This is a genomic window from Meiothermus sp. (assembly GCF_026004115.1).
GTDB lineage: Bacteria > Deinococcota > Deinococci > Deinococcales > Thermaceae > Meiothermus.
Genome location: NZ_BPIM01000001.1, coordinates 2,506,595 through 2,531,707, shown reverse-complemented (window position 1 = coordinate 2,531,707; position 25,113 = coordinate 2,506,595). Strand labels below are relative to the sequence as shown.

The window sequence follows — 25,113 nt, the reverse complement described above, 5'->3', positions numbered from 1 at the left end:
TACATCCCCTTGGGGGCTGCTTCCAACCGTCGCTCTCGACTGGACTGGTGGGGTTTGGCTTCTTGTCGTAGCAGGCGACAGCTATAGCTGGGGCTATACCCTATCGTTCCACTGGCTGCTATCGCGCTGGGGGTTTTATGGGCTGATTGCAGCAAGCCCAACACATAGCCTTGTTCCCATCGTTGCAAACGCGATAAACTACACTGTACGTCTTCAAACATCGTACAGAAGTACCGTGCTGACCGGATCCTTTGCAAGGACTCTCGGCACGGTTCTTCTTTATGACGACCTTTTCAGGGGTGGGTCAATCTCTTGTCAGGTAGCCCTTTTGGCCAAAGCTCTGCTTGCCATACCGCACGACCCTAGCACTCAGGAGTTCAAAAGCCATCTGCAGGACGGCCCGCAGTAGCCTTGGGCCAGGCTTTCCTTCCAGGCTCAGCACGCCGCCAGAAAACTCGCCGCCGCATGCCTCCTCGCGGCTCCAAAAGCGCCAGAAGCCCAGCTCTTCCTCCGCAAACACCTCCAGTCCCTCCTGCTGCACCCGGTAGCGGTAGGGGTAAGGACGAAAAAACTCGAGGGCGTACTGGCGGTACAAAGCGTCTTCCAGCGCCAGCAGATCGGCGCGCAGCCGCTGGCGGCTCCGCTGCGTCAGGCCTGGTTCGTCGAGTTCTGCCAGAAAGGTCATGCGTTCTTGCTCGAGGTCGCGCTCTTCGGGGGGTGGCTCTGCTTCTGGCGCGGTTTCTCCATAGGGGTTTAGCCGCAGGGCTGGCTTGCCCAGCATGGCCGCCTCGGCCTCGGCATAGCTGGGGTATTCCACCAGCACACCCTCCTCCAGCCCCCAGAACCGGGTGGCCACCTTTCTGACCAACGCCCGGTCGTGCGAGACAAAGAGCAACGTACCGGGGTAGTCAACCAGGGCCTTTTCCAGGGCTTCCAGTAGCTCGAGCTCGAGATGGTTGGTAGGCTCGTCCATCACCAGCAAGCCTGCCCGCAGCGCGCCCAGCAAGGCCAGCCCCGCCCGGGCCCGCTCGCCACCGGAAAAACTACGGGGGGCGTCGTGCCAGTGCGGGGGGCGAAAGCCCATGCGGCCCAAAAGCGCCGCTGCCCGCGCCTCGCCAAACCTCGAGGCGAACTGTGCAAAGAGGGGCCGGTCGGGTTCCAGACCGTGGTACAGCTGATCAAGGTAGGCTGCGCTCACCCCATAGCCCAGCATTCGTTCACCTTCGTCGGGCAATTCTCTGGAAAGCAACAAGCGCAGCAAGGTGGTCTTGCCAGCCCCGTTGGTCCCTACCAGGGCGATCCGGTCACCCCGAAAAATGCGCAGGGTGGCTTCGCGGATGATCGTCCGAGCCTGTTCTTCCCCCTGGGGATACGATTTTTTTAGTCCCCGGGCCTCCAGCACCAGCCTTGGGGTTCCCTCGGCGGCCAGCTCCAGGCTCCAGCGACGCTCGGGGGGAGGCGGATCGGGCACTTTAATCCGCTCGGCCCGGGTTTGTAAAAGGGCCTTCTCCCGCTTGCGCCGATCCGTTCCAGGTCGTCTGCGGTCTGGGATGGCCTGCAGCAAACGTTCGCGTTCTTTTTCTGCTTCAAATCGAGCCTTCTCCAGGGTTCGCCGGATGCGCTCACGCTCTCCCAGGTAGGTGGCATACCCTCCTGCTACCCTGAACAAACGCCCAGCTTCCAGGTGGTAGACCGTGGTGGCGACCCGGTTCAAAAGCGCCCGGTCGTGGGAAATAAGCCCCACTGCGCCGGGGTAGGCCAGCAGCATCTCCTCCAGGCGCAACCGCATGCGCAGGTCCAGGTGGGTGGTGGGTTCGTCCAGAAGCAAAACCTCAGCGCCCGATAAAAACGCCATGGCCAATCCCAGGCGCACCCCCTCGCCACCGGAAAGTTGTTCCGTGCTCTGGTCGCTGTGTGCATCCAGGCCAAAGTCGGCCAGGGTACGGGCTACCCGGCCTTTCCAGAAAGACAGTTCGCGAATTTGACGCCACACCTCGCCGGTGTGTTCCGGCGGGGTGCGCTCCAGTTCTAGCTCGGCCCGGTGCAGGGGGGTAATGGCATGAGCCAGCCCGTAGACGGTACCGGATGCCGGGCGGAAATCCTGGGGCAAGTAGAATACCCGCATCCCGGGCAACTGCACCCGATGGCCATCGTCCAGGGGTTGGCGGCCACAAAGGATCTGAAAGAGGGTGCTTTTTCCGGCGCCGTTCGGCCCAACCAGCACCGCCCGCTCGTTTGACTCCAACCAAAAGTCGGCTTTCTGGAACAAGATGCGCTCGCCAAAGGCTTTCTCGGCCTGGCTCAAGCGCAGCCATACTCGAGGCCCGGCCAACCCAGGACCGCTGCGGGCCGCCGGCATAGGGGTGACTATAGAGAGTTCGGTCTTTGCTTTAGGCCGCGCCACAACCCTTCAAGCCTAGCGCGGGCGGCGGCGCCCGTCAAAGCCGGTGCCCTGGTGCTGGAGGTCTCGTTTCTGGAAAGCCGCAGTGGGCGTAACCTGAACATAAAACCCAGTATCGCCCCGTGAATTACGGCGATTTTCACCCTTTTTTGCGAAGGGGCGATGTAAGGTGAGTAGAAGATGTTGGAAGTGTATTTGCGTCCGCTGGTGATGAGTGACCTGCCCCGCGTGCTCGAGTGGAGTCGCGACGAAGCCTTTTGCCTGGCCAATGGCTGGCCGGTGGGGTTGCCTGGCGAGCAATTGCAGGACTGGTTCGTGCGCCTGCTCAACAACCCCCCCGTAGACCTCGTTCGCAAAGGAATTGTGGTCACCACCCCGGAGCACCTCGAGGGCTACCTGGTGGGGTTTGTGGACTTGCGCGAGCTTAATCCATTGGAAAAACGGGCCCGCCTGCGCATCGCGATTGGCGATGAGACCCACCGGGGTCAGGGGGTGGGGTTTGCCGCCGGTTTGCAGATGCTGGGGCATGGCTTTAGCGAACTGGGCCTGGAACGCATTACCGCCGAAGTCCACAGTTCCAACAGCCGGATGCTGAGCCTGGTGGAAAAACTGGGCTTCAAGCGAGAAGGGGTTTTGCGGCAGCACGAGACCCGGCAGGGCATTAAAGAGGATGTTCACTTGTTCGGTCTGTTGCGCGAAGAGTTCCAACCCCCCCACGACGACGCCTGGCTCGAGAAATTGACCTCCAGCTAAACTCACCCCGGGCCAGACCCCTTCAGCCCACTCTCGAGCTCTTCCAATAGAGCGTAAAGCTGCTCGAGCTTGCGCTTGCCCAGGATTCGCTCGATTTCGGCGTAGACCTGCACCACCTCGGGCTTGATCCGCTCCACCAGGGCCTTCGAATCGGCTGTGAGACTCACCAGAATGCTGCGGCCATCGGCCTGGTTGGCATTGCGCCGCACGAGACCGCGCTGTTCCATGCGCTTCAAAATGCCGGTCATGCTGGGCAGAAGGATGCGGCACTGCTCGGCCAGAAGGGATATTTCCAGTCCCTCTTGCCCATCGAGCGCCCGCAGAATACGCCACTGCTGCTCGGTCAGGCCGTGCCGGGAGAGCACCACCCTGAAGCGCTGCACCACCGCCTCGCGGGTGCGCAGAAGGGCCATGGGCAGCGAGTGGGTAAGGTCGCGCAGGAGTCGGGTGGAGGGGTCTTGGGGAAGGACGGAAGCCATAGGGAGTCTTTTGCAAGGACAATTGTACCTGGGCTTGCAAAGTATGCTACAGTTTTACTTAATATATTAACTATCTTTGCGGAGCAATAAGCAACCTGGGCTACATAGCCACAAAGGAGTACCATGGTCGAGTTCAAAGGCAGCATCGTACCCCTGGTAACACCGTTCAAGAACGGTGCCATAGACGAAGCCGCCCTGGAGCGGCTCATCGAGCGGCAGATAGAGGCCGGTTCCCATGCCCTGAGCGTAGGCGGCACCACTGGCGAGCCCGGCACGCTGAGCGTGGAGGAGCGCAAGTACCTTATTGAGCTGGCGCTGCGCTTCATTCGGGGCCGCGTACCCCTCCTGGCCGGCACCGGCACCCTGCGGCTTGACGAAACCCTCGAGATCACCCGGACGGCCTACCGGATGGGCGCCCAGGGGGCCCTGGTCATCACGCCCTACTACATCAAGCCCAACCAGGAGGGGCTCTACCGCTTTTTTGGTCAGGTGGCCCAGGCGGTGCCGCAGATGCCCATTGTGCTCTACAACATTCCAGGCCGTGCGGGCATCGAAATCCGGGTGGACACGGTGGCCCGCTTGCAGCACGACTTCAAGAACATCGTGGGTATCAAGCATTCCTCCAAGGATGTCGAGTATGTTTCGGAGCTGTTGCGCCGGGTGGGGCGCGACTTCAAGGTGTACTGCGGCCTCGAGGCCCTGACCTTCCCCATGATGTGCGTGGGCGCGGTGGGCACCATCGCCGCCACGGCCAACTGGCTACCCAAAGAGACCGCCCAGATGTGCCAGCTCACCCTGGAAGGCCGGTACAAAGAGGCCCTCGAGCTTCACTACCACGGCCTCGAGGCCAACGAGGCCATCTTCTGGGACACCAACCCCATCCCCCTCAAAACGGTGCTTTCCTGGATGGGTTTGTGCGAAAAGGAATGGCGAGAACCCCTGGGCCCCACCACCCCAGAAATCGAGGCCCGCCTGCGCCGCATGGCCGAGTCCTATGGCCTGATTCCCGGCAAGGAGGGCCACCCCCCGGTGCTGCCCGACCCCGCAGGCAAACAGTACGTATGAAGCGCGCACGTTTTATCTCCAAAGGCCGCCTCCTAGAGGGGCGTCTGCAGAACGGCATGCTTGTGGACCACGCCGGCGAAACCCACCACCCCGACGAGGTGGTGTGGCAGCTCCCCGTGCAGCCCGGTAAGGTGCTGGCCCTGGCCCTCAACTTTGCCGAACACGCCGACGAGTTTGGCCTCAAACGCCCGACCGAGCCGGCTCTGTTCTGGAAGCCCAATACCAGCCTGCTCCCTCACAAGGGCACGGTCATTTACCCCCAGGGCGCGCGCTTCATGCACTTCGAGTGCGAGCTGGCCGTAATTATGGGGCGCAAGGCCCGCCGGGTCAAAGCCAAAGACGCCATGGACTACGTGGGCGGCTATACCATCGCCAACGACCTGGTGGTGCGCGACTACGTCTCCAATACCTTCCGCCCGCCCATCCGGGGCAAGGGCTGGGACACCTTCGGGCCGCTGGGCCCCTACTACGTGACCGCCGACGAAGTGCCCAACCCCCACAACGTGAAAATGCGGGCCTATGTGAACGGCGCGCTGCGCCAGGAGACCACCACCCAGGGCATGCTTTTCTCCATCCCTGAGGTGATTGAGTTCATCAGCCGTTTCATGACCCTGGAAGCCGGGGACGTCATCCTGACCGGCACCCCCAAGGGCATCTCGCAGGTACATCCGGGCGATGTGATGCGGATGGAAATCGAGGGGTTGGGCGCCCTGGAAAACCCCATCGAGTGGGAAACCGAGGAAGCCGAGCCGGTTCTTTCTGAGGAAGGTGACAGGTCTTTGGTGCTATGAAGGTATCCGAGAAAACCCAAGCCATCAGCCCGGAATACATCGCCCAGGTACGGCAGAAGATTGCCTCCCGCACCGTCGAGCACTTCATTAACGGCACCTTCCAGCCGGGGGTGCGGGGCGAGTTTTTTGAGAGCCTCGACCCTTCCAATAACCAGGTGCTCGCGAGGTCCTACAAAGGCCACGCCGAGGACGTGGACAAAGCGGCCAGGGCCGCCAGGGCTGCTTTTGAAAAGTGGAAACTGAACGCCAAGGCTCGCAAGAAGTATTTACTTAAGATTGCCGAGGTTCTGGAAAAGCACGGCGACGAGCTGGCCGTGATGGAATGCCTGGACGCTGGACAGGCCCTGCGGATTGTGCGGGCCCAGGTCGCACGGGCCGCCGAGAACTTCAGTTTTTATGCCGAGTACGCCGAGCGGGCCATGAACGGGCGCAGCTACCCTGTGGACGGTGAGTGGCTCAACTACAGCATCCGGGTGCCGGTGGGGGTATGTGGCATCATTACCCCCTGGAACGCCCCCATGATGCTCTCCACCTGGCGCATTGCCCCTGCGCTGGCTTTTGGTAACACGGTGGTTTTGAAGCCCGCCGAGTGGTCGCCCCTCACGGCCTGGAAGCTGGCCGAAATTATGCAGGAGGCCGACCTGCCGCCGGGGGTGTTCAATGTGGTGCAGGGCTTTGGGGAGGAAGCGGGCGATGCGGTAGTGCGTCACCCGGACATCCCGTTAATTGCCTTCACCGGCGAGACCACCACCGGCAGCATCATCACCCGCAACAGCGCCGAGCACCTGAAGCGGCTATCCCTGGAGCTAGGAGGCAAGTCCCCCGCCATCATCTTTGAGGACGCCGACCTCGAGCGGGCCTTAGACGCAACCGTCTTCCAGATTTACAGCTTCAACGGTGAACGCTGCACCGCCAACAGCCGCGCATTGGTGCAGGAAGGCATCTTTGAGGAGTTTGTGCACCGGGTGGCCGAGCGGGCCGCTCGGGTCAAGGTGGGACATCCCTTAGAGCCCGACACCGAGGTAGGGCCCCTGATCCACCCCGAACACCTCGAGCGCGTGCTGGGCTACGTAGAAATTGGTAAGCAGGAGTCGCAGCACATCTTCGGTGGCGAACGGGTCGGCAGCGAGGGCAACTACGTGCGGCCTGGGCTCTTTGTGGCCGAGAACCACCACCGCATTGCTCAGGAAGAGATTTTTGGCCCCATCCTGACCTTAATTCCTTTCAAGGACGAGGCCGATGCCCTGCAAAAAGCCAACGACTCCAGGTACGGTCTGGCTTCGTATGTCTGGACCCGGGACGTATCGCGGGCACACCGCATGGCCCTGCACCTCGAGGCGGGCATGACCTGGATTAACTCGCACAACGTGCGGCACCTGCCCACCCCCTTCGGCGGCGTCAAGATGAGCGGCACCCACCGCGAGGGCGGCGAGCACAGCCTGGAGTTTTATACCGAGCTCAAGCACATTGCGGTGCCGCTAACCGAGCACCCGATTCCGAAGTTTGGCAAGTAAAGGAGGCACCCATGGCACGCACCGGAAAAGACTACCTGGAAGCCCTTAAGAAAAACCCTCCCAACCTCTGGTACAAGGGGCAGAAGGTCGAAGACCCCACCACACATCCAGTCTTCAAGGGCATCACCCACACCCTGGCGCAGCTCTACGAGATGCAGCATGACCCGCGCTACCGCGACACCCTCACCTACGAGCAGAACGGCCAGCGCTACGCCATGAGCCTGCTACCAGCCAGAACCAAGGACGACCTGGCCCGGCGTAGCGCGGCCTATAAGCTTTGGGCCGATGTCAACCTGGGCATGATGGGGCGCAGCCCGGACTATCTGAATGCGGTGCTGATGGCCTTCGAGCAAAGCGCCGAGTTCTTTGGGCCCTATGCCGACAACGTGCGCCGCTACGTGCAGTTCGTGCGCGAGCACGACCTCTCCACCACCCACTGCCTCACCAACCCCCAGGTCAACCGGGCCAAGAGCAACCTCGAGCAGCCCGACCCCTACATCCCCCTGGGCGTGGTAAGCGAGAGCGAAAAAGGCATTGTGGTGCGGGGAGCCCGGATGCTCTCCACCCTGCCCACCGCCGACGAGCTTCTGGTTTTCCCCTCCACGCTGCTCAAGGAAGGGCCCGGGGCCGACAAATACGCGGTGGCCTTTGCCATTCCCACCAACACCCCGGGGCTTCACTTCATCAGCCGTGAGAGCATGGCTGTGGGGGATGGGCGCTTTGACTACCCCCTCAGCAGCCGATTGGAAGAGATGGACTGCCTCACGGTGTTCGACGATGTGTTTGTGCCCTGGGAACGGGTGTTCATCTACAAAGACCTGGCGCGCTGCAACACCGCCTACGCCGAGACCGGGGCCTTAATGCACATGGCCCATCAGGTGGTGGTGCTCAAGAACGCCAAGACCGAGGCCTTTTTGGGGCTGGTTTCGCTGCTGGGCGAGACCATCGGGGCCGATACCTTCCCCCACGTGCAGGAGAAAATCGCCGAGGTGATCGTCTACCTCGAGGCCATGAAAGGCTTCTGGGCCCGCGCCGAGCGCGATGCCAGGCTCAATAAGTATGGCCTGATGTGCCCCGACCGGGGGGCTATTGACGGGGCCCGCAACCTCTACCCCAGGCTTTACCCCCGCATCAACGAAATTGTCCAGCAGATTGGGGCCTCCGGCATGATCACCCTGCCCTCCGAGGCCGACCTGCACTCGCCGGTGGGGCCCTATGTGGAAAAGTTCTTGCAGTCGGCCACCCTACCCGCCAAAGAACGCATTCAGCTCTTCCGCCTGGCCTGGGACATGACCCTCAGCGGGTTTGGCGCCCGCCAGACCCTGTACGAGCGCTACTTTTTTGGTGACCCGGTGCGCATGTACCAGACCCTGTTCTCGGTGTACGACAAAGAACCCTACAAGCAGCGCATCAAGGACTTTTTGGGCTGGAAGGAGCAACCCCAGCCAGAGGTGGTGGCCAGCGACTAGGGTCTGCCTGAGTCCATAGACCATGGACTATAGACCATTGACTTCACTCCACATGAAAACCGCCCAAACCTCGCTTTCCGACCAGCTCCGTCAGGCCATGAGCTACTGGCCCAGCGGCATCACGGTGATCGCAGCTCGCTTCCAGAGCGAGGCCCGGGGCATGACCGCCAGCAGCTTTACCAGCGTAAGCCTCGAGCCCCCCCTGATCCTGGTCTGTATCAACGAAACCGCCCAGCTCTGGCCCGTGCTGGAGCAGGCCGGCCGTTTTACCGTGAACCTCCTGGCCGAGGGCCACGAGCACACGTCGGCCCATTTTGCGGGCCGACCGCTGGACGGCTACCAACCCCTCACCGATGAGGACAGCCCGGCCCTGGAGGGGGCTCTGGCCACACTCTACTGCCGCACCTGGGCGGTCTACCCGGGGGGCACCCACAAGATTGTGGTGGGAGAGGTGGAAAAAGTAGCGCTGGGTAGCAATACCCGGCCCTTGCTGTACTGGAACCGCAGCTATCGGCAGCTACCCTAGCCTGAAGCTGTAGGCTCAAGGCCAAATGCACTGAACTTAAGCTTTCCCTATCCGCTGGCAAGCGAAATAGAACCTATACACGATGGGGGTGCAACCATGAACCAGATACCCAATATTGTCCGCATCGGCCACGGGGTGTTTTACGTGACCGACCTCGAGCGATCGCGCCACTTCTACGTGGACTTGCTGGGCCTGAACGTGCTGCACGAAAACCCGGGCGCCCTCTACCTGCGCGGCACCGAAGACCGCGAGTGGACCCTCAAGCTCGAGCTGGCCCCCGAGGCCGGCATCAAGCACCTGGCCTACCGGGTGGCCGGTGAGCTCGACTTGCAACTTCTGGCCGAACTGGCCGAGGCCCTGGGCCTGCCCCACCGCTGGGAATCCGAACAAGACCGACCCCGGATGCTCCGCGTTCAAGACCCCTTTGGCGTGCCGGTGGCCTTTTACGCCGAAAGCCAGAAATACCCCTGGCTTTTACAGCGCTACGACCTGCACAAAGGGCCCGGTATCCAGCGCATCGATCATATCAACATAATGACCCCTCAGGTCGAGGCCATGACCCGCTGGTACATGGACAAGCTGGCCTTTCGGATGTCGGAGTACACCGAGGGCGACGACGGCAAAATCTGGGCCGCCTGGATTCACCGCAAGGGCAACGTGCACGACCTGGCCCTCACCAACGGAACCGGCCCCCGGCTGCACCACTTCGCCTACTGGATGCCCGACGCCATGAGCATTATCCGGGCCTGCGACATCCTGGCCGGGGCCATGCAGACCGAGGCCATCGAACGCGGGCCGGGTCGGCACGGGGTTTCCAACGCCTTTTTCCTGTACCTGCGCGACCCCGACGGCCACCGCATCGAGCTGTATACCTCCGACTACACCACGGTAGACCCCGACTTCGAGCCCATCCGCTGGAGCCTCAACGACCCCCGCCGCCAGACCCTGTGGGGCGCCAAAACCCCTAAAAGCTGGTTCCTGGAGGGTTCGCTCTTGGAAGCCTTCGAGGGGGGTTGGGTAAAGATTCAGGAATCGGAGCTTCAAGGGCTGCCCCAGCACGTCATCTAGATGTACGACCCCCTGCCGACTAGTTGTATACCCCCCTGCCGAAGGACCCATAAGACGCCTCCCACCAGCAGAGCTAGAGACCATAAAGGACGTAGCCAACCTGCTTGAAGAGGGTGCGCAAAGTGCTTGACAGCGAGAAAACTGACGTTTAGACTGACGCCCAACATAAAGGTAAACAAACGAGTGTTTGTTTGGTTATTAGGGAGGCTTGGTGAAGGAAACTGTGGCGATTTTGGGGGCGGGCACCATGGGCCGGGGCATCGCCCAGGTAGCGGCGTTGGCGGATCACGGGGTACGCTTATACGATCCTGTGCCGCAAGCGCTGGAAAAATCGCTAAACGAAATCCGCGCCGACCTGCAAAAAATGGCCGAGAAAGGGCGTTTGCAGGGGTCGGTAGAAGAAACTCTGGCCCGCATCCACACCACTCAGTCTCTGGAGGACTGCGCCCAGGCCGACCTGGTGATCGAGGCAGCACCGGAGAAGCTCGAGCTCAAACAAGAGCTGCTGGGCAAGCTGGGCGAGCTTAACCCCAGCAACATCCTGGCCACCAACACCTCTACCTTTTCGGTCTCGGCCATTGCGGGTAGGGTCAAGCACCCGGAGCGGGTGCTCGGCCTGCACTTTTTCAACCCCGCCCAGCGCATGAAGCTCGTCGAGGTGATTGGAGGTCTGCAAACCAGCCCCGACCTTCTAAAGCGCGCCTTCAACCTGATGCAAGCCTGGGGCAAGGAGCCGGTGCAGGTCGCGGATGCGCCCGGGTTTCTGGTCAACCGGGTGGCCCGCCCCTTTTACGGGGAAGCCCTGCGGCTCCATGGCGAGGGCATCCCCAAAGAGCGCATCGACTGGATCCTGCGGGGACTGGGTTTCCCCATGGGGCCCTTTGAGCTGATGGACTTGATCGGGCTGGACGTCAACTACGCCGCCTCGAGCTCGGTCTATCAGGCTTTTTACGGCGAACCCCGCTACAGGCCCCACCCCTTGCAGTACCAGCGCGTAGCCGCCGGGCTGCTGGGGCGTAAAACCGGACAGGGCTGGTACAGCTACCCGCCGGGGCCTCCTACCCCGCCTGAACCCCCTGTGGCGCAAACCGGCGATATCCCACTTCCCATCATCATCGGTCCCAACCCCCTGGCCCAAGAGCTGCGGGCCCGCTTCCGCCACACCGAGAATGTGGCCGAAGCGCAGTTCGTGCTGGACTGCCGGGTCAAGCTCGAGCGCAAGCACGACTTTTTCGAAAACTTGCCGGTGGTTTCGCTGGTCTGGGGTCATTCCGTGAGCGGTGTGCAGGCCGAGTTCCACGGACGCCCGCTGGCCGGGTTTAGCCTGGTTCCACCCATCGGCGAGAAGGCTATTGTCGAACTGTACGCCCCGCTGCGAGGTGAAAACAGGGCCCTCGAGCTGGCCCAAAGCTATTTCAAGGCCCACGGGCGCACCACCCTGGTACTGCAAGATCAGCCCGGCGGGGTGGGGTTTCGCATCCTGGCCTTGCTCATCAACGAGGCGGTCTCGGCCCTGGCTGAGGGCGTGGCCAGCCCGGCAGACCTGAACCGGGCCATGCGCCTGGGCACAGGCTATCCGCTGGGGCCCCTGGAATGGGCCGAGTTCATCTGGCTCAAGCCCATCCTGCGGGCGCTGGACGGCCTGCACGCCGAGCTGGGCGAGGACCGCTACCGCCCTCACCCCCTGCTGCGCCGGATGGTGGCAGCCGGGCTCGAAACCTTTGGGGATCTATCCGGGGCCCTCGCCCCGGGAGATTTACTAACCCGCACAAAGGAGGCAACATGAAGCGAGTTTTGGTAGGACTGTTGGCACTTGGACTGGGGCTGGGCCTGGCCCAGCAGGCCCCGCTCAAAATCGGGGTAGTGGTCTCGGCCACCGGCCCCGCAGCCAGCCTGGGTATCCCCGAGCGCAACACCCTGGTTCTGCTGGAAGAACAGGTCAACCGGCGGGGCGGGGTAGCGGGTCGTCCGGTGCAATTTGTGATTATCGACGATGCTTCCGACACCACCCAGGCCGTGCGGGCCGCCCGGCGGCTTGTTCAGGAAGACCAGGCGCTGGCCATCATCGGCACCACCACCACCCCGGCCAGCCTGGGCATGATCGATGTGGTGGCCGAGGCCGGCGTGCCCAAAATCTCGATGGCAGCCAACTTAGAAATTGTCTTCCCGGTGGACGAAAAGCGGCGCTGGGTGTTTAAAACCCCACAGACCGAGCAGCAGATGAGCCAGCCCATCGTGCGGGACATGGCCGCCTCCGGGGTCAAGACAGCCGCTTACATCGGCTTTAACGACGCTTATGGCGAGGGCTGGGCGCGAGCCTTTGAGGCGGCGGCCCGCGAGGCCGGCATCCAGGTGGTGGCCTCCGAGCGCTTTGCCCGCACCGATACCTCGGTGGCCGGACAGATTCTACGCATCCTGTCCCGCAACCCCGATGCGGTTTTGATTGGGGGCTCGGGTACCGCGCCGGTGCTGCCCCAGCGCACCCTGCGCGAGCGCGGCTACCGCGGCCTTATTTATCAGACCCACGGCGTGGCCAACCCCGACTTCCTGCGGGTGGGTGGCGACGTGGTGGTGGGCACCCGGCTGCCCGCGGGCCCGGTGCTGGTCTTCGACCAACTGCCGCCCGACTTCCCCAACCGGCAGGTCGCCACAAGCTATGTCCAGCAGTACGAGTCGCGCTTTGGCATTGGCAGCTACTCCACCTTTGGCGGCCACGCCTACGATGCCTGGGCCATCCTGCGCCCGGCCCTCGAGCGGGCCTTGCGGCGTGAACAAACCACCAATCTGGCTGCCTTCCGCCGGGTGCTGCGCGATGAACTCGAGGCCACCCGAAATGTAGTGGGCACCCACGGTATCTTCAACATGTCGCCCACCGACCACCTGGGCCTGCGCTTCAACGAGGCGGCGGTCATGGTGGAGATTGTCAAAACGCCTGCTGGCAAGCTGGATTGGAAGCTGCTGCGCACCTTCAGGTAACGAGCTGGGGGCAGGGGTTTTGGTGGAGCTGGGGGCATCCCCTCGCTCCCCTCCCCCTGGCTCCCCCTCCCCCTGCTCTTTTCTTATGGACTGGACGATTGTTTCCTTTCTGACCGCAGACGCCCTGCAAAACGGCACTATCTACGCCTTGCTGGGCCTCGCGCTGGTTCTGGTTTTTGCGGTGACCCGGGTAATTCTGGTTCCACTGGGTGAATTTTTGGTGTTTGCCCCCCTCACCTACGTGTGGTTCCTGCCCTCCGAGGTCAGCGGGCTCAACCTAGAGGGCCAGATTCCCGGCACGGCCTGGCTGGCCGCCGCCATGTTGACCTGGTGGGCCGTTTTAGACCGAACAAACCTTAGACGGGTCGGATTGCTCCTGCTGGGCGCGCTCAGCGTGCTGGGCCTGGCCTGGTGGGGTGCCCAGGGGGTACCGATGTGGCTGGGCTGGCTTTTAGCCATCCTGGTGGTGCTGCCTATTGGCCCCGCTTCCTACCGGCTTTTTTTCGAACCTGCCAAGAACGCCAGCGTGCTGACCTATCTGATTATTGCAGTGGGTTTACACTTTGCCTTTATGGGTTTGGGGCTGGTGTTTTTTGGTCCCGAGCAGTTCCGCCTGCCCCCCATCCTGTCCGGGCAAACCACTCTTGGGCTCGTGCCGGTGAACAACCAGGCCTTCCTGGTGTACGGCTTTGCCTTGGTGGCTATGGTGGGGCTCTACCTTTTTTTTACCCGCAGCATCTTCGGCAAGGCCCTGCGGGCCTGCGCCGTCAATCGGTACGGGGCCCGGCTCCTGGGCATCAGTCCCAGTCAGGCCGGTTATGTTTCTTTTGGCATTGCCACGTTCATTGCCTGTGTGAGCGGGATGCTGCTGGCACCTCTGATCTCCCCGGCCTATTTCCAGGGCTTCTTGCTGGGGCTCAAGGGCTTCGTGGCCGGAATTCTGGGCGGCCTGGTTAGCTACCCACTGGCGGTGGTGGGGGCCTTGTTGGTGGGGGCTATGGAGTCGTGGGCTTCTTTCCAGGCCAGCGCCTATAAGGACGCCATCGTTTTTGCCCTGCTGCTGCCCATCCTGTTGTGGCGTAGCCTGCAAAGCCACGAAATCGGGGAGGAAGACTGATGAACCTCAGGCTTTCCCCCCTCACCCTGGCGGCCGTGGCGCTGGTGCTGTTGCTACCGGTTTTACTGCCCCCTACCTCGTTTTACCTGACTGTAGGCAACTACATTGCCTTTGGCGCGTTGGTCGCCCTGGGGCTTTATCTGCTCACGGGCCTCGCGGGCATGACCAGCTTTGGGCAAGCCGCCTTCATGGGTCTGGCCGCCTACACCAGTGCCCTCCTGACTATTGGCCAGGGTTGGAACCCCTGGTTCACCCTTCCCCTGGGGATTCTGATGGCGGTCGGCGGCGCTTTGGTTCTGGGAGGCATTACCGCCCGCCTCAAAGGCCATTACCTGCCGCTTTCGACCATTGCCTGGTGCATGGCCTTGTATATCGCCATGGGAAGCTGGATTGATCTGACCGGCGGACACACCGGCCTGCGCGGAATTCCTCCTATTTCTATCTTCGGCTTTACCCTGAACGACAGCCGAAGCTTTTTCTACCTGGCCTGGTTCTTTGTGTTGGTTGGGGCCTGGACCGCCTGGAACCTGACCAACAGCCGCAACGGGCGGGCCATGCGGGCCTCCAAGGGCGACGCCATTGCCGCAGCCAGTTTTGGCGTCAATCCGGCGGTCTTGAAACTCCAGGTTTTTGTGCTTTCGGCCATCTATGCGGGCCTGGCAGGCTGGCTTTATGTGCACTACCAGAAGTTCATCAACCCCACCCCCTTTAGTCTGGAAGCCTCCATCAAGTATCTGATTGCAGCGGTAGCCGGCGGGGTGGGGAGCATTCCGGGGGTCATTCTGGGCTCGGGGCTGGTGACGGGCCTCGAGGAAATCCTGAAGGGCCTCTTGCCGCGCATCTTTGGGCGCACCGGGAACTACGAAATCATCGCTTACGGCCTCATTCTGGTACTGATTTTGATGTTCGCCCCCAAGGGCCTGTGGACCTTCCTCGAGCGCTATTTGCCCAAGGCCCGGGCGCAAAACCCCAGCGGCAGCGGCCTGCCGACTCGACTGAGCAGCGGGCAGGCGGGCGAGGTGGTGCTCGAGGTGGACAACCTGACCAAGCGCTTTGGCGGCTTGTTGGCGGTCAATGGCATGAGCTTCCAGCTCCGTCGGGGCGAGATTCTGGCCCTCATTGGCCCCAACGGCGCGGGCAAGTCCACCTGCTTCAACATGATTACCTCGGTCTATGCCCCCAGCGAGGGTGCGGTGCGCTTCAAGGGCCAGGTCATATCGGGCCGCATGCCCTACGAGGTACACCGGCTGGGGATTGCCCGCACCTTCCAGCACCCCCACCTCTTTCCCGAGATGAGCGTGCTGGAAAACGCCGCTCTGGGCACTTATGCCCGAACCCAGCGGGGTCTGGTGGCCTCCATGCTTGGCTGGCAGGGGTCAGAGGAAAAAGCCGCCCTGGCCGAAGCCTACCGGGCGCTGGAGCGGGTGGGGCTAGCCCAGATTGCCCACCAAAAAGCCGATGGACTGGCGATTGGCCAGTTGCGCCTGCTGGAAATTGCCCGGGCCCTGGCCTCGGGGCCCGAGGTGCTGCTGTTAGACGAACCCGCCGCCGGACTCAGGGCCGGGGAAAAACGCCAGTTTGCCGCTCTAATCCGCAAGCTGGTGAACGAAGGGGTCACGGTGCTGCTGGTGGATCACGACATGGATCTGGTAATGGGACTGGTCGACCGGGTGGTGGTGATGCATTATGGGGAAAAGCTAGCCGAGGGTAGCCCTGCCGAGGTGCAGCGCAACCCCAAGGTGATCGAGGCGTACCTGGGGGAGGTGGCATGAACGGGGCCAAAAAGGAGCTGGCATGAGCGTGCTGGAAGTACAAAACCTCACCGTGCGCTATGGCGCTGTGGAAGCTGTGCGCAACCTGTCGCTCTCGGTGGGGGCGGGCGAGGCTATCACGCTCATTGGCCCCAACGGCGCGGGTAAGAGCAGCGCCCTCAAGGGGATTGTGGGGCTGGTGAATACCAGCGGCACGGTGCGCTACCAGGGGCAGACCCTGGCGCGCCGCAGCCCCGAGGCCCTGGCCACCCAGGGCCTGGTGATGGTGCCCGAGAAGCGTGAACTGTTTGCCTCGATGGAAGTAGAAGATAACCTGCTCTTAGGGGCTTTTTCTCGCTTCCAGCGGCGCGAAAAGGGCATCCGCGAAGACCTCGAGCGTGTCTATACCCTCTTCCCCCGCCTGCTCGAGCGCCGCAAGCAACTCGCGGGCACCATGTCCGGGGGGGAGCAGCAGATGCTGGCCATTGGGCGAGCCCTCATGGCTCGGCCCAAACTCCTGCTGCTGGACGAGCCCAGCCTGGGGCTGGCCCCGCTGATTGTGCAGGAGATTTTTCACATCCTGGGTCAGCTCAAAGCCCAGGGTACCCCCATCCTGGTGGTGGAGCAGAACGCCCGCATGGCCCTCAAACTGGCCGACCGGGGGTATGTGCTCGAGGCCGGTGAGCTGGTCATGGAGGGCCGGGGACAAGACCTGCTGCACGACCCACGGGTAATTGAGAGCTACCTGGGTATCCGCACCAAAACCGAAGCCGGATCATGACCGCCACCACCGACCCCTACATGCAGCTGCTGGGCCTGAAGACCCAGCTACTGGAGCCTGGCAAGGCCGTGGTAGCCGCTCAGGTGAAGCCAGAGCACCTCAACATCCACGGCTCTTGTCACGGCGGCTTCCTCTATAGCCTGGCCGATGCCGCTTTTGCCCTGGCCTCCAACGCCCACGGCACCCCCGCAGTGGCCCTCTCCACCCAGATGCAGTACTTCAAGGCCGTACGGGCCGGAGAATATCTGGAAGCCCACGCCAGCGAAGAAAACCTGGGCCGCCGCACCGCTACCTACCGCATCGAAATCCGCAGCGGCGAGCGGGTGGTGGCGCTGTTTACCGGCACGGTCTTCCGTATGGAAACCTCCGCCTAGGGGGGTTCGCCAAAACCCCTTGCCCAATAGAACCCCAGAGGGTAAAACACAGGACAATCATGGAAGCATACATTCTGGACGCTGTTCGCACACCGGTAGGAAAGCACGGAGGGGCCCTGGCCTCGGTGCGACCCGACGACCTGGGGGCCATTCCCCTCAAAGCCCTGTTGGAGCGCTCCGGCATCCCCGGTAGCGATGTGGAAGACGTGTACATGGGCTGCGCCAACCAGGCCGGCGAGGACAACCGCAACGTGGCCCGCATGGCCTTGCTGCTGGCGGGCCTGCCCATCCATGTGGGGGGCAGCACCATCAACCGCTTGTGCGGCAGCGGCTTAGACGCCGTGGCCAGCGCCGCTCGAGCCCTCATGCTGGGAGAGGGTCAGGTTTACATTGGGGGTGGGGTGGAAAGCATGAGCCGGGCCCCCTGGGTGGTGCCCAAGTCCGAGAAGGGCTTTGCTACCGGCAACGTGACCATGTTCGACACCACCTTGGGCTGGCGGCTGGTAAACCCCAGAATGAAGGAACTCTACGGCACCGATTCAATGGGCGAGACTGCCGAAAACCTGGCCGAGCAGTACAAGATTCCCCGCGAAGCCCAGGACCGCTTCGCTCTACAATCTCACCAGAAGGCCATCCGGGCCCAGCAGAGCGGGGTGCTGCAAAGTCAGATGGTGCCGGTGGAGGTAAAAGACCGCAAGGGCAATATCGAACAAGTCACCACCGACGAAGGGCCCAGGGCCGACACCAGTTTAGAGGCCCTGGCCAAGCTCAAACCCGTGTTCAGGCCGGGGGGCAGCGTTACAGCAGGCAACGCTTCTTCGCTGAACGACGGGGCCGCAGCGGTCTTGCTGTCTTCCAAAACCTACGCCGAGGCCCACGGGCTAAAACCAATGGCCCGGGTTCGCTCGATGGCGGTAGCAGGCGTGGAGCCGCGCATTATGGGCATTGGGCCGGTGCCCGCAACCCAGAAAGCCCTCAAGCGGGCCGGGCTTAACCTGGCCGATATAGGTCTGATAGAGCTCAACGAGGCTTTTGCCGCCCAGAGCCTGGCCGTGCTCTACGAGTGGGGCCTCGAGGCCGAGGACGAACGGCTGAATGTGAACGGGGGAGCCATCGCCATTGGTCACCCCCTGGGCTGTTCGGGGGCCCGTATCCTGACCAACCTCGTACACGAGATGCAGCGCCGGGGGGTGCAGTTTGGCCTGGCCACCATGTGCATCGGGGTGGGCCAGGGCATCGCCATGGTGGTGGAGCAGGTCTGAGGGCAGGCGGTATCATCTGGGTGTATGAAAGTCCTCGATCAGTTCAGCCTGAACGGCAAAACCGCCCTCGTGACCGGGGGCTCGAGGGGTCTGGGGCTGGAGATTGCCTGTGGCTTGCGCGAAGCCGGGGCCAAAGTTGCGTTGCTCGCCCGGCGGGAGAGCTTCTTCGAGGAGGCCCTGAAGCTCATACCGGACGCTCTAATCCTGGTGGGCAATGTTCAGGACGAAGGAAGCCTCGAGGCCGCCTTTGCCCGCACCGGCCCCATTGACATCCTGGTTAATGCCGCCGGGGTCACCTGGGGCCAGGACGCGCTGGAAGTACCGGTGGAAAAAATCCGCGAGGTACTGGACATCAACGTAACCGGGGCTTTCCTGGCCTCGCGCATTGCAGCCCGCAGCATGAAAACACGTGGCTACGGCAAAATTCTCAACATCGCCTCGGTGGCCGGGCTGGCCGGCAGCCCCAGCGAGGTCATGGACGCCGCCGCCTACTCGGCTTCCAAGGGGGCGCTCATTGCCCTCACCCGCGACCTGGCCGTCAAATGGGGGCCCTATGGCATCCGGGTCAATGCCCTGGCCCCCGGCTTCTTCCCCACCCGCATGACCGAGAAGCTGCTGGCCCGCACCGAGCAACTTGTGCGCGAGCGCACCCCTTTGGGCCGCATCGGCAAAACGGGCGAGCTGGCTGCCGCCGCCCTGTACCTGTGCAGCCCGGCCTCGGACTATGTGACCGGGCAGGTTCTGGCCGTGGATGGGGGGATGACCGCCTTATGAGCGCAGCCTTCCCCCTGCCCAAGGGCCATGGCCTGATCCGCCGGGCCAACCGCGTCGACCTGCCCGAGATTGTAAGGCTCCTGGCCGACGACCCCCTGGGGCAAACTCGAGAAGCCTTCACCAACCCCCTGCCCGAGAGCTACTACCGGGCCTTCGAGGCAATCGAGGCCGATCCCAACCAGTTTTTGGCGGTGGTGGAGCAGGAGGGCCGCATTGTGGGCACCTTTCAGCTCAGCCTTATACCGGGCATATCACGTCAGGGGGCTTGGCGCGCACAGATCGAGGCGGTTCGCATTGAACATACCCTGCGCAACCAGGGTCTGGGCCGGGTGATGATGGAGTGGGTTATAGAGTACGCCCGGCAGCGAGGCTGCGCACTGGTACAGCTCACCACCGACAAATCGCGCCGAGACGCTCACCGCTTTTATCAGCGCCTGGGCTTCATCTCCAGCCATGAAGGTATGAAGCTCAAGCTCTAAGAGGTACCTATGCCGATGTTTCAACCCGAACTCGAGACCCTCCCCCGTCCCAAGCTCACCGAGTTGCAAAGCCAGCGCTTGCGCGAGCAGGTGGCCTACGTGTACGAGCGCATACCCTTTTACAAGCAAGCCTTCGACGAACGAGGGGTCAGGCCCTCTGACATTCGCGGCATCGAAGACCTGCACAAACTGCCCTTTACCAAAAAGAAAGACCTGCGCGACACCTATCCTTTCGGCCTGTTTGCCGTGCCCCGCCACGAGCTGGCCCGCATTCACGCCTCCTCCGGCACCACCGGCAAGCCCACCGTGGTGGGCTACACCAAAGGCGACCTCGAGGTGTTCGCCGAGGTGGTGGCCCGCTCCTTGGCCGCGGCGGGGGGGCGGCCCGGCATGATGCTGCACAACGCTTATGGCTACGGCCTGTTTACCGGTGGGCTGGGCCTGCACGGCGGCGCAGAAAAGCTGGGCATGATTGTGGTGCCCATCTCCGGCGGCATGACCGACCGGCAGATTATGCTCATCCAGGACTTCAAGCCCGAGATGATCTCCTGCACCCCCTCTTATGCCCAGACCCTGGCCGAGGAGTTCAAAAAGCGAGGGGTGGCCCCCGAGGAAATTAGCCTTCAGTACGCCATTCTGGGGGCCGAGCCCTGGACCGAGACCATCCGCCAGAGCGTGGACGCCGGGCTGGGGGTCAAGGCCACCAACATCTACGGCCTCTCGGAGATTATCGGCCCCGGCGTCTCCAACGAGGACGTCAACGAGCGCGAGGGGCTTTCGTACATCTGGGAAGACCACTTCTACCCCGAGGTTGTAGACCCCGAGACCGGCGAGCCCCTGCCCGAGGGCGAGGTGGGGGTGCTGGTTCTCACCACCCTGACCAAAAAAGCCATGCCCATTCTGCGCTACTGGACCGGCGACCTGACCTACATTACCCGTGAACCCGGCCCTTCCGGACGCACCCACGCCCGCATGGCCCAGATTCGAGGCCGCACCGACGACATGCTGATTGTGCGCGGGGTCAATGTCTATCCCACCCAGATCGAGGCGGTGCTGAAGGAAATACCCGAGGTAGCCCCGCACTACCAGATTGTGCTCACCCGCGAGGGCACCATGGACGAGGTGGCGTTGAAGCTCGAGGTCTCCGAGCCCTTCTTCCGCGAAATTGGCCAGCAGTTGCTTTCCGACGAGGTCATCGAGGCCGACCACCGGCTGGCCCACCTGCGCGAAAAGGTGTCCAGGAAAATCAAAGACAACGTCGGCATCTCGGTGCGGGTCTCGCTCATCAACCCCGGCAGCGCCCCCCGCAGCGAGGGCGGTAAGCTCAAGCGGGTGGCAGACCTGCGCAAAATAAGCTAAAAGCCCATAGCGGATGGCCATGAGCCAAGCAGAAACAACGCTATCCGCTACCCGCTATTCGCTATCGGCAAGATTATGAAACCCATTCCCATTGGCTACCAGGCCACTTTCGAGACGGTAGTTAGCGATGAAATGACCGTGGACTTCGAGCACGCGGACGACCCCCAGCTCGGCAAACTGCACCCGGTTTACGCCACCTACTGGATGGCCAAACACATGGAGCTGGCCGGCCGCAAGATTATTCTGCCCTTCCTGGAAGAAGGCGAGGAGGGCATTGGCTCCAAGGTCAGCGTGGACCACCAGGCCTCCGCCCTGCCCGGCATGAAGGTTCGCGTGGTCGCCGAGCATTTGCGCACCGAGGGCAACCGCGTACACGCCCGCTGCACGGCTTGGAACGAGCTGGGTGACCGGATTGGCGAGGGCTACACCGAGCAGGTTATATTGCCCAGGGCCAAGCTGTTGCGCATATTTGAGAAGCTACAAGAGCGCTGGCAGGCCAGCCGTGACCGGCCTGCCGACCGTTGAATCCTGCGCTACCTCGAGCGTTCCACCGCAGCCGCGCCCCCACCCCGGCGCACTGGCTCGGCAGCCGCCGTTACCGAGCCGTCTGGATTGAAAGCAATGGCTGTAAGGGCCCCAATTTCGGCGGTAGGGGCCCACCGATGGCCCAGCCCCAGGAGGGCCTGGGCCTCCGGGCTTCGTTCGAAACCTCCGTCTACACCTGTGGTCTGCAGGTTGCGCTGGCTCAGGCGGGGCGCGGCCAGGGCCTGGTCAATGGGCATGCCAAAGTCGAGCACATTAATTAGCGTCTGAAGTACCGTGGTGATGATGGTGGCACCGCCGGGCGAGCCCAAAGCCAGCACCGGTTTTCCATCGCGGAAGACCAGGGTGGGGCTCATGCTGCTGCGCGGACGCTTGTAAGCCTCGGGGCTGTTGGGGTGAGGAACGGCTGCATCGAAGTCAGTGAGTTCGTTGTTGAGCAAGAAGCCGTACCCCGGTACCACCATGGCGTTGCCGCCGGTGGACTCGATGGTAAAGGTATAAGAAACAATATTGCCTTCCTTGTCGCTCACGGTGAGGTGGGTAGTGGACTCCCCTTCCCAACGCTGTGTTTGCGCTCTTGGTCTCAGCGGGGTGGAGGGGTCTTGCTGGAAGGGATAGGGGTCCCCTGCCTGCACCGAACCCTCGGCGGCCCGCTCACCGATGGCCTTGCGGCGTTCTTCGGCGTATTTCTTGGAGAGCAAGCCGGCCATGGGTGCATCCAAAAACTCGGGGTCTCCCATGTAGGCGTTGCGATCGGCAAAAGCCAGACGGGAAGCCTCGAGGTACAGATGCAGCGCCCGCTCGCGGGGCAGGGCCTTAAGATCGAAACCCTCGAGCAGATTCAGGGCCAGGGCGATGGTAGGCCCTCCACTGCTGGGCAAACCCATTCCGTAGAGGGTATAGCCCCGGTAGCTACTCACAATCGGCTGACGGATGCGCGCTTCGTAGTTGGCCAGGTCCGCAAGGGTCATGCGGCCCGGACGGATGTTGGCGGTCACCTCGGGCGCGATGGGCGGGTTGTTGACCGTATTGACAATGGCCTGGGCGAGGGGGCCTGTATAGAAAGCACGGCTTCCCCCCGAGGCCAGGAGCAAGTAGGTACGGGCCAGGTCGGGGTTACGAAAAGTAGAGCCCACCGCAGGTACATTGCCGCCCGGCAGAAAAAGAGCGCTGGTGGAGGTGAAGTAGCGGAAGCGCTGGAGGTTGGCCTGGGTCTGGGCAGCAAAAGTGGCATCGACCGTAAAGCCCTGCTGCGCTACCCGAATGGCCGGCTGCAAAACCCGGCCCAGGGACATGGAGCCATAACGGGCCAGGGCTTCCTCCCAGCCCTTGACCGTGCCGGGAACCCCGACCGAAAGACCGCTGTTGACCCGCTCGGCAAAGGGCAGCGGCTGACCGTTGGGGCCGTTAAACACGCTGGGATTGAAATAGGCCGGGGCCACCTCCCGGTGGTCGATGGTCACCACCCGTTTATCCTTGGCCAGGTAGACCACCATAAAGCCCCCACCGCCAATTCCGCAGGAGTAAGGCTCGGTCACCCCCAGCACCGCTGCGGCGGCCACTGCGGCATCGATGGCGTTCCCGCCCTGGGCCAGGATGTCCATAGCGGCGCGGGTCGCCAGGGCATCCACAGTGGCGGCGGCACCCCCGGTGCCCGTGGCTGTCGGCTGGGCCAGTCCGAAACCCAGCATGAAAAGGAGTATTGCTGCATATTTTTTCATGCCCTTTGTTATATTGAGCAGATATACCGACTGAATGTAACATAGGTTAATAAAGCGGCGATAGGAATCGCCGTTGCACACCTACAACCCCCACTGGGCTATTTTGTGAATGTGAAGCGCCTGCCTCTTTTCCCTCTTCCCGAAACGGTGGTCTTTCCTGGGCTCCTCATTCCGCTTTACATCTTCGAGGAGCGCTATAAACAGATGGTGCGCGATTTGCTGGCCCAAAGCGAAGACCAGCGGCGGTTTGTCATTACCCTGGCTACCGCGTCGGGCCCCCGCGAGGTGGGGGGCTACGTGGACTTGCTGGCTGCTTCTGAAAACCCCGATGGCACCTTCAACATCGTCTGCCGGGGCGGCGACCGGTGCCGTGTGGAGGGCGTGGGGGTTTTCGAAAAAAACCTCTATCAGACAACCCTTGACATTCCTTACTTGCTCGAGCGCAGCGCCCGTAGCGAAGAGATTGTGGCGGCCTGGGACGCCATGGACACCTTTCGCAGCTACATGGCCGGGCTTGCCGACCCCGCAGCCCTGGAAGAGGCCATTGCCAACCTGCCCGACGACCCCCTTTATCAGGCTTCCTTTTTGTGCGTTAACCTGCGGGTATCGGCTGCGGACCGGCAAGCGCTGCTGGAGGCGCCCTCCCTCATTGCGCGGCTCGAGCTCGCCCAGGCCCTCATGCGCCAGGGCTCTATCTCGAGCACCACGGCTGAAGCTTGAGGCCATCGTGCTTCCCTCCACCAGTACGCACTGCGCGCGGTGTAATGGTCCCGAAGACCGCTCTAAACCACCCTGCGCCGCACCTGGGCCAGGGCCAGGCTAAGAACCAACAGCCCAGCGGCCAGCAGGGAAAAAACCGCCGTCGCCTCATCGCGACGAACCCGCCACGTCATCTGACGGGTCAGGGTGCGGTAGGCCTCTTTGAGCTTGGCCGCCGAGTCCACAAAGAAATATTCTCCGTCGCCCACCCGGGCAATCTCCTTGAGGGCCTCTTCGTCGAACTGCGCGGCCAGCGCATACTGTTCGGGCAGTCCCGGCACCGGGCCTTCGGAGGTACGGCCAATACCAATAGCATGCACCCGAATCTTAAGGCGGGCCGCCTCCTGGGTAGCTTCTACCGGGTCCACCCCGGCCAGACTGCGACCATCGGTAAGCAGGATGATACTGGCCAGGCTCCTGGGGTCTGGGGCCTCGGCGCGTTCGGACAACGGCGGCAGAGCCATAATGCTCTCCAGAATGGCGTCGCCGATGGCGGTGCCGAGGTTCAGCTCGAGGAAGTCCACCGCCTCGAGCAAGCGCCCCCGGTCGGTGGTGAGGGGTACTACCAGTTGAGCGTCGCGGGAAAAGGTCACCAGAGCCACCCGCATGCCCTCCGGCAGTTCACGAATAAAAGTACGCAGCGCAGCTCTAGCAGCCTCGAATCGACTGGGCTGCACGTCGGTAGCCTGCATCGAGCGGCTGATGTCCACCGCCAGCACCACCGCCGCCCTGGGGTCGGCCTGCAAGACCGGAAGGGTCGGGCGGGCCAGGGCAACAACAGCCATAACCAGCGCCAGCAAATACAACCCTGCCGAGAGGTGCTGTCGCCAGTTTTGGGCTCGCCTCGAGATCCGCGCCAGCATGGCCACATCCGGGTGCAATACCACCGATTCGGCTGGCGGGCGTAGACCCTGCCGGTATAGCCAGACCAGCAGGGGTACCAAGAGCAACAAACCCAGGGCCCACGGCCAGATAAACATCATTCAAACCACCTGCCGCCTCAAAGCCGACCCACCAATGCTAAAGCCGAGTAACAGCGCTGCCAACAAGCTCAGGATACCGCTGACCTCGAGGGTCTGGGACTGCAGCACCCTCAAAATGATAAGTCTGAGCGTTAGCAGATTCCAGCGTGCCAGAAAACCCATCGCCCC

At 62.6% G+C, this 25,113-nt stretch carries 24 protein-coding genes; 19 read left to right on the top strand and 5 right to left on the bottom strand.

The window, feature by feature from the left end; all coding sequences use genetic code 11:
- Positions 1-304: 304 nt before the first annotated feature.
- Entirely contained in the window at positions 305-2,359 is a 2,055-nt protein-coding gene (locus Q0X23_RS12285; protein WP_297860554.1) for an ABC-F family ATP-binding cassette domain-containing protein, read from the bottom strand.
- 222 nt (positions 2,360-2,581) lie between these two features.
- Between Q0X23_RS12285 and Q0X23_RS12280 the strand changes: the two genes are divergently transcribed.
- The gene (locus Q0X23_RS12280; RefSeq protein ID WP_297860553.1) at positions 2,582-3,154 is read left to right on the top strand and encodes a GNAT family N-acetyltransferase; all 573 of its coding nucleotides are present in this window, start codon (positions 2,582-2,584) and stop codon (positions 3,152-3,154) included.
- Positions 3,155-3,156: 2 nt separating this feature from the next.
- On the opposite strand, the gene hpaR is transcribed toward Q0X23_RS12280, so the two are convergent.
- Positions 3,157-3,633, bottom strand: a complete 477-nt coding sequence (gene hpaR, locus Q0X23_RS12275) for a homoprotocatechuate degradation operon regulator HpaR (RefSeq protein WP_297860552.1) — start codon at positions 3,631-3,633, stop codon at positions 3,157-3,159.
- 123 nt (positions 3,634-3,756) lie between these two features.
- Between hpaR and hpaI the strand changes: the two genes are divergently transcribed.
- The 17 genes from hpaI to Q0X23_RS12190 all read left to right on the top strand — a co-directional run bounded on the left by hpaI (position 3,757) and on the right by Q0X23_RS12190 (position 21,464).
- Complete coding sequence (hpaI, locus tag Q0X23_RS12270; RefSeq protein WP_297860551.1) at positions 3,757-4,698, top strand: 2,4-dihydroxyhept-2-ene-1,7-dioic acid aldolase; 942 nt, start codon at positions 3,757-3,759, stop codon at positions 4,696-4,698.
- Positions 4,695-5,489, top strand: coding sequence for a fumarylacetoacetate hydrolase family protein (locus Q0X23_RS12265; protein ID WP_297860550.1), 795 nt, complete (start codon positions 4,695-4,697; stop codon positions 5,487-5,489). Before hpaI ends, Q0X23_RS12265 begins: the two co-directional genes overlap by 4 nt.
- Positions 5,486-7,003, top strand: a complete 1,518-nt coding sequence (gene hpaE, locus Q0X23_RS12260) for a 5-carboxymethyl-2-hydroxymuconate semialdehyde dehydrogenase (protein ID WP_297860549.1) — start codon at positions 5,486-5,488, stop codon at positions 7,001-7,003. The genes Q0X23_RS12265 and hpaE overlap by 4 nt, the downstream gene beginning before the upstream one ends.
- Positions 7,004-7,014: 11 nt before the next feature.
- Positions 7,015-8,472 carry a 4-hydroxyphenylacetate 3-monooxygenase, oxygenase component gene (gene hpaB, locus Q0X23_RS12255; RefSeq protein WP_297860548.1) on the top strand — a complete coding sequence of 486 codons (1,458 nt, stop codon included), beginning with the start codon at positions 7,015-7,017 and terminating at the stop codon, positions 8,470-8,472.
- Between the two features lie 52 nt (positions 8,473-8,524).
- Positions 8,525-8,998 carry a 4-hydroxyphenylacetate 3-monooxygenase reductase subunit gene (gene hpaC / locus Q0X23_RS12250; protein WP_297860547.1) on the top strand — a complete coding sequence of 158 codons (474 nt, stop codon included), beginning with the start codon at positions 8,525-8,527 and terminating at the stop codon, positions 8,996-8,998.
- 96 nt (positions 8,999-9,094) lie between these two features.
- Positions 9,095-10,066, top strand: a complete 972-nt coding sequence (hpaD, locus tag Q0X23_RS12245; RefSeq protein ID WP_297860546.1) for a 3,4-dihydroxyphenylacetate 2,3-dioxygenase — start codon at positions 9,095-9,097, stop codon at positions 10,064-10,066.
- A 211-nt stretch (positions 10,067-10,277) separates the two neighbouring features.
- On the top strand, positions 10,278-11,852 hold the full coding sequence (locus Q0X23_RS12240) for a 3-hydroxyacyl-CoA dehydrogenase NAD-binding domain-containing protein (RefSeq protein ID WP_297860545.1): 1,575 nt from the start codon (positions 10,278-10,280) through the stop codon (positions 11,850-11,852).
- Positions 11,849-13,042 carry an ABC transporter substrate-binding protein gene (locus Q0X23_RS12235; protein WP_297860544.1) on the top strand — a complete coding sequence of 398 codons (1,194 nt, stop codon included), beginning with the start codon at positions 11,849-11,851 and terminating at the stop codon, positions 13,040-13,042. The genes Q0X23_RS12240 and Q0X23_RS12235 overlap by 4 nt, the downstream gene beginning before the upstream one ends.
- A gap of 85 nt (positions 13,043-13,127) precedes the next feature.
- Positions 13,128-14,159 carry a branched-chain amino acid ABC transporter permease gene (locus Q0X23_RS12230; protein WP_297860543.1) on the top strand — a complete coding sequence of 344 codons (1,032 nt, stop codon included), beginning with the start codon at positions 13,128-13,130 and terminating at the stop codon, positions 14,157-14,159.
- Positions 14,159-15,931, top strand: a complete 1,773-nt coding sequence (locus Q0X23_RS12225) for an ATP-binding cassette domain-containing protein (protein WP_297860542.1) — start codon at positions 14,159-14,161, stop codon at positions 15,929-15,931. Before Q0X23_RS12230 ends, Q0X23_RS12225 begins: the two co-directional genes overlap by 1 nt.
- A gap of 22 nt (positions 15,932-15,953) precedes the next feature.
- Positions 15,954-16,691, top strand: coding sequence for an ABC transporter ATP-binding protein (locus Q0X23_RS12220; RefSeq protein WP_297860541.1), 738 nt, complete (start codon positions 15,954-15,956; stop codon positions 16,689-16,691).
- Positions 16,688-17,065 (top strand): hydroxyphenylacetyl-CoA thioesterase PaaI, encoded by a 378-nt coding sequence (paaI, locus tag Q0X23_RS12215; protein WP_297860540.1) that lies wholly within the window; start codon positions 16,688-16,690, stop codon positions 17,063-17,065. Before Q0X23_RS12220 ends, paaI begins: the two co-directional genes overlap by 4 nt.
- A gap of 56 nt (positions 17,066-17,121) precedes the next feature.
- Positions 17,122-18,327 carry an acetyl-CoA C-acyltransferase gene (locus tag Q0X23_RS12210; RefSeq protein ID WP_297861219.1) on the top strand — a complete coding sequence of 402 codons (1,206 nt, stop codon included), beginning with the start codon at positions 17,122-17,124 and terminating at the stop codon, positions 18,325-18,327.
- Between the two features lie 24 nt (positions 18,328-18,351).
- Positions 18,352-19,101, top strand: a complete 750-nt coding sequence (locus Q0X23_RS12205; protein WP_297860539.1) for an SDR family oxidoreductase — start codon at positions 18,352-18,354, stop codon at positions 19,099-19,101.
- Positions 19,098-19,580, top strand: a complete 483-nt coding sequence (locus Q0X23_RS12200) for a GNAT family N-acetyltransferase (RefSeq protein ID WP_297860538.1) — start codon at positions 19,098-19,100, stop codon at positions 19,578-19,580. Before Q0X23_RS12205 ends, Q0X23_RS12200 begins: the two co-directional genes overlap by 4 nt.
- A gap of 15 nt (positions 19,581-19,595) precedes the next feature.
- Positions 19,596-20,939: an AMP-binding protein gene (locus Q0X23_RS12195; RefSeq protein WP_297861218.1), complete on the top strand. Its 1,344-nt coding sequence runs from the start codon at positions 19,596-19,598 to the stop codon at positions 20,937-20,939.
- A gap of 75 nt (positions 20,940-21,014) precedes the next feature.
- Entirely contained in the window at positions 21,015-21,464 is a 450-nt protein-coding gene (locus tag Q0X23_RS12190; protein WP_297860537.1) for a thioesterase family protein, read from the top strand.
- Between the two features lie 8 nt (positions 21,465-21,472).
- Here the strand turns inward: Q0X23_RS12190 and ggt are convergent, their stop codons facing one another.
- Complete coding sequence (ggt, locus tag Q0X23_RS12185; RefSeq protein WP_297860536.1) at positions 21,473-23,173, bottom strand: gamma-glutamyltransferase; 1,701 nt, start codon at positions 23,171-23,173, stop codon at positions 21,473-21,475.
- A gap of 141 nt (positions 23,174-23,314) precedes the next feature.
- Here ggt and Q0X23_RS12180 point away from each other — a divergent pair, with 141 nt between their 5' ends.
- Complete coding sequence (locus Q0X23_RS12180) at positions 23,315-23,923, top strand: LON peptidase substrate-binding domain-containing protein (protein ID WP_297860535.1); 609 nt, start codon at positions 23,315-23,317, stop codon at positions 23,921-23,923.
- A gap of 62 nt (positions 23,924-23,985) precedes the next feature.
- Here Q0X23_RS12180 and Q0X23_RS12175 read toward each other — a convergent pair whose 3' ends face one another.
- Entirely contained in the window at positions 23,986-24,945 is a 960-nt protein-coding gene (locus Q0X23_RS12175) for a VWA domain-containing protein (RefSeq protein WP_297860534.1), read from the bottom strand.
- Positions 24,946-25,107, bottom strand: a complete 162-nt coding sequence (locus Q0X23_RS12170; RefSeq protein WP_297860533.1) for a hypothetical protein — start codon at positions 25,105-25,107, stop codon at positions 24,946-24,948.
- Between the last annotated feature and the right edge of the window lie 6 nt (positions 25,108-25,113).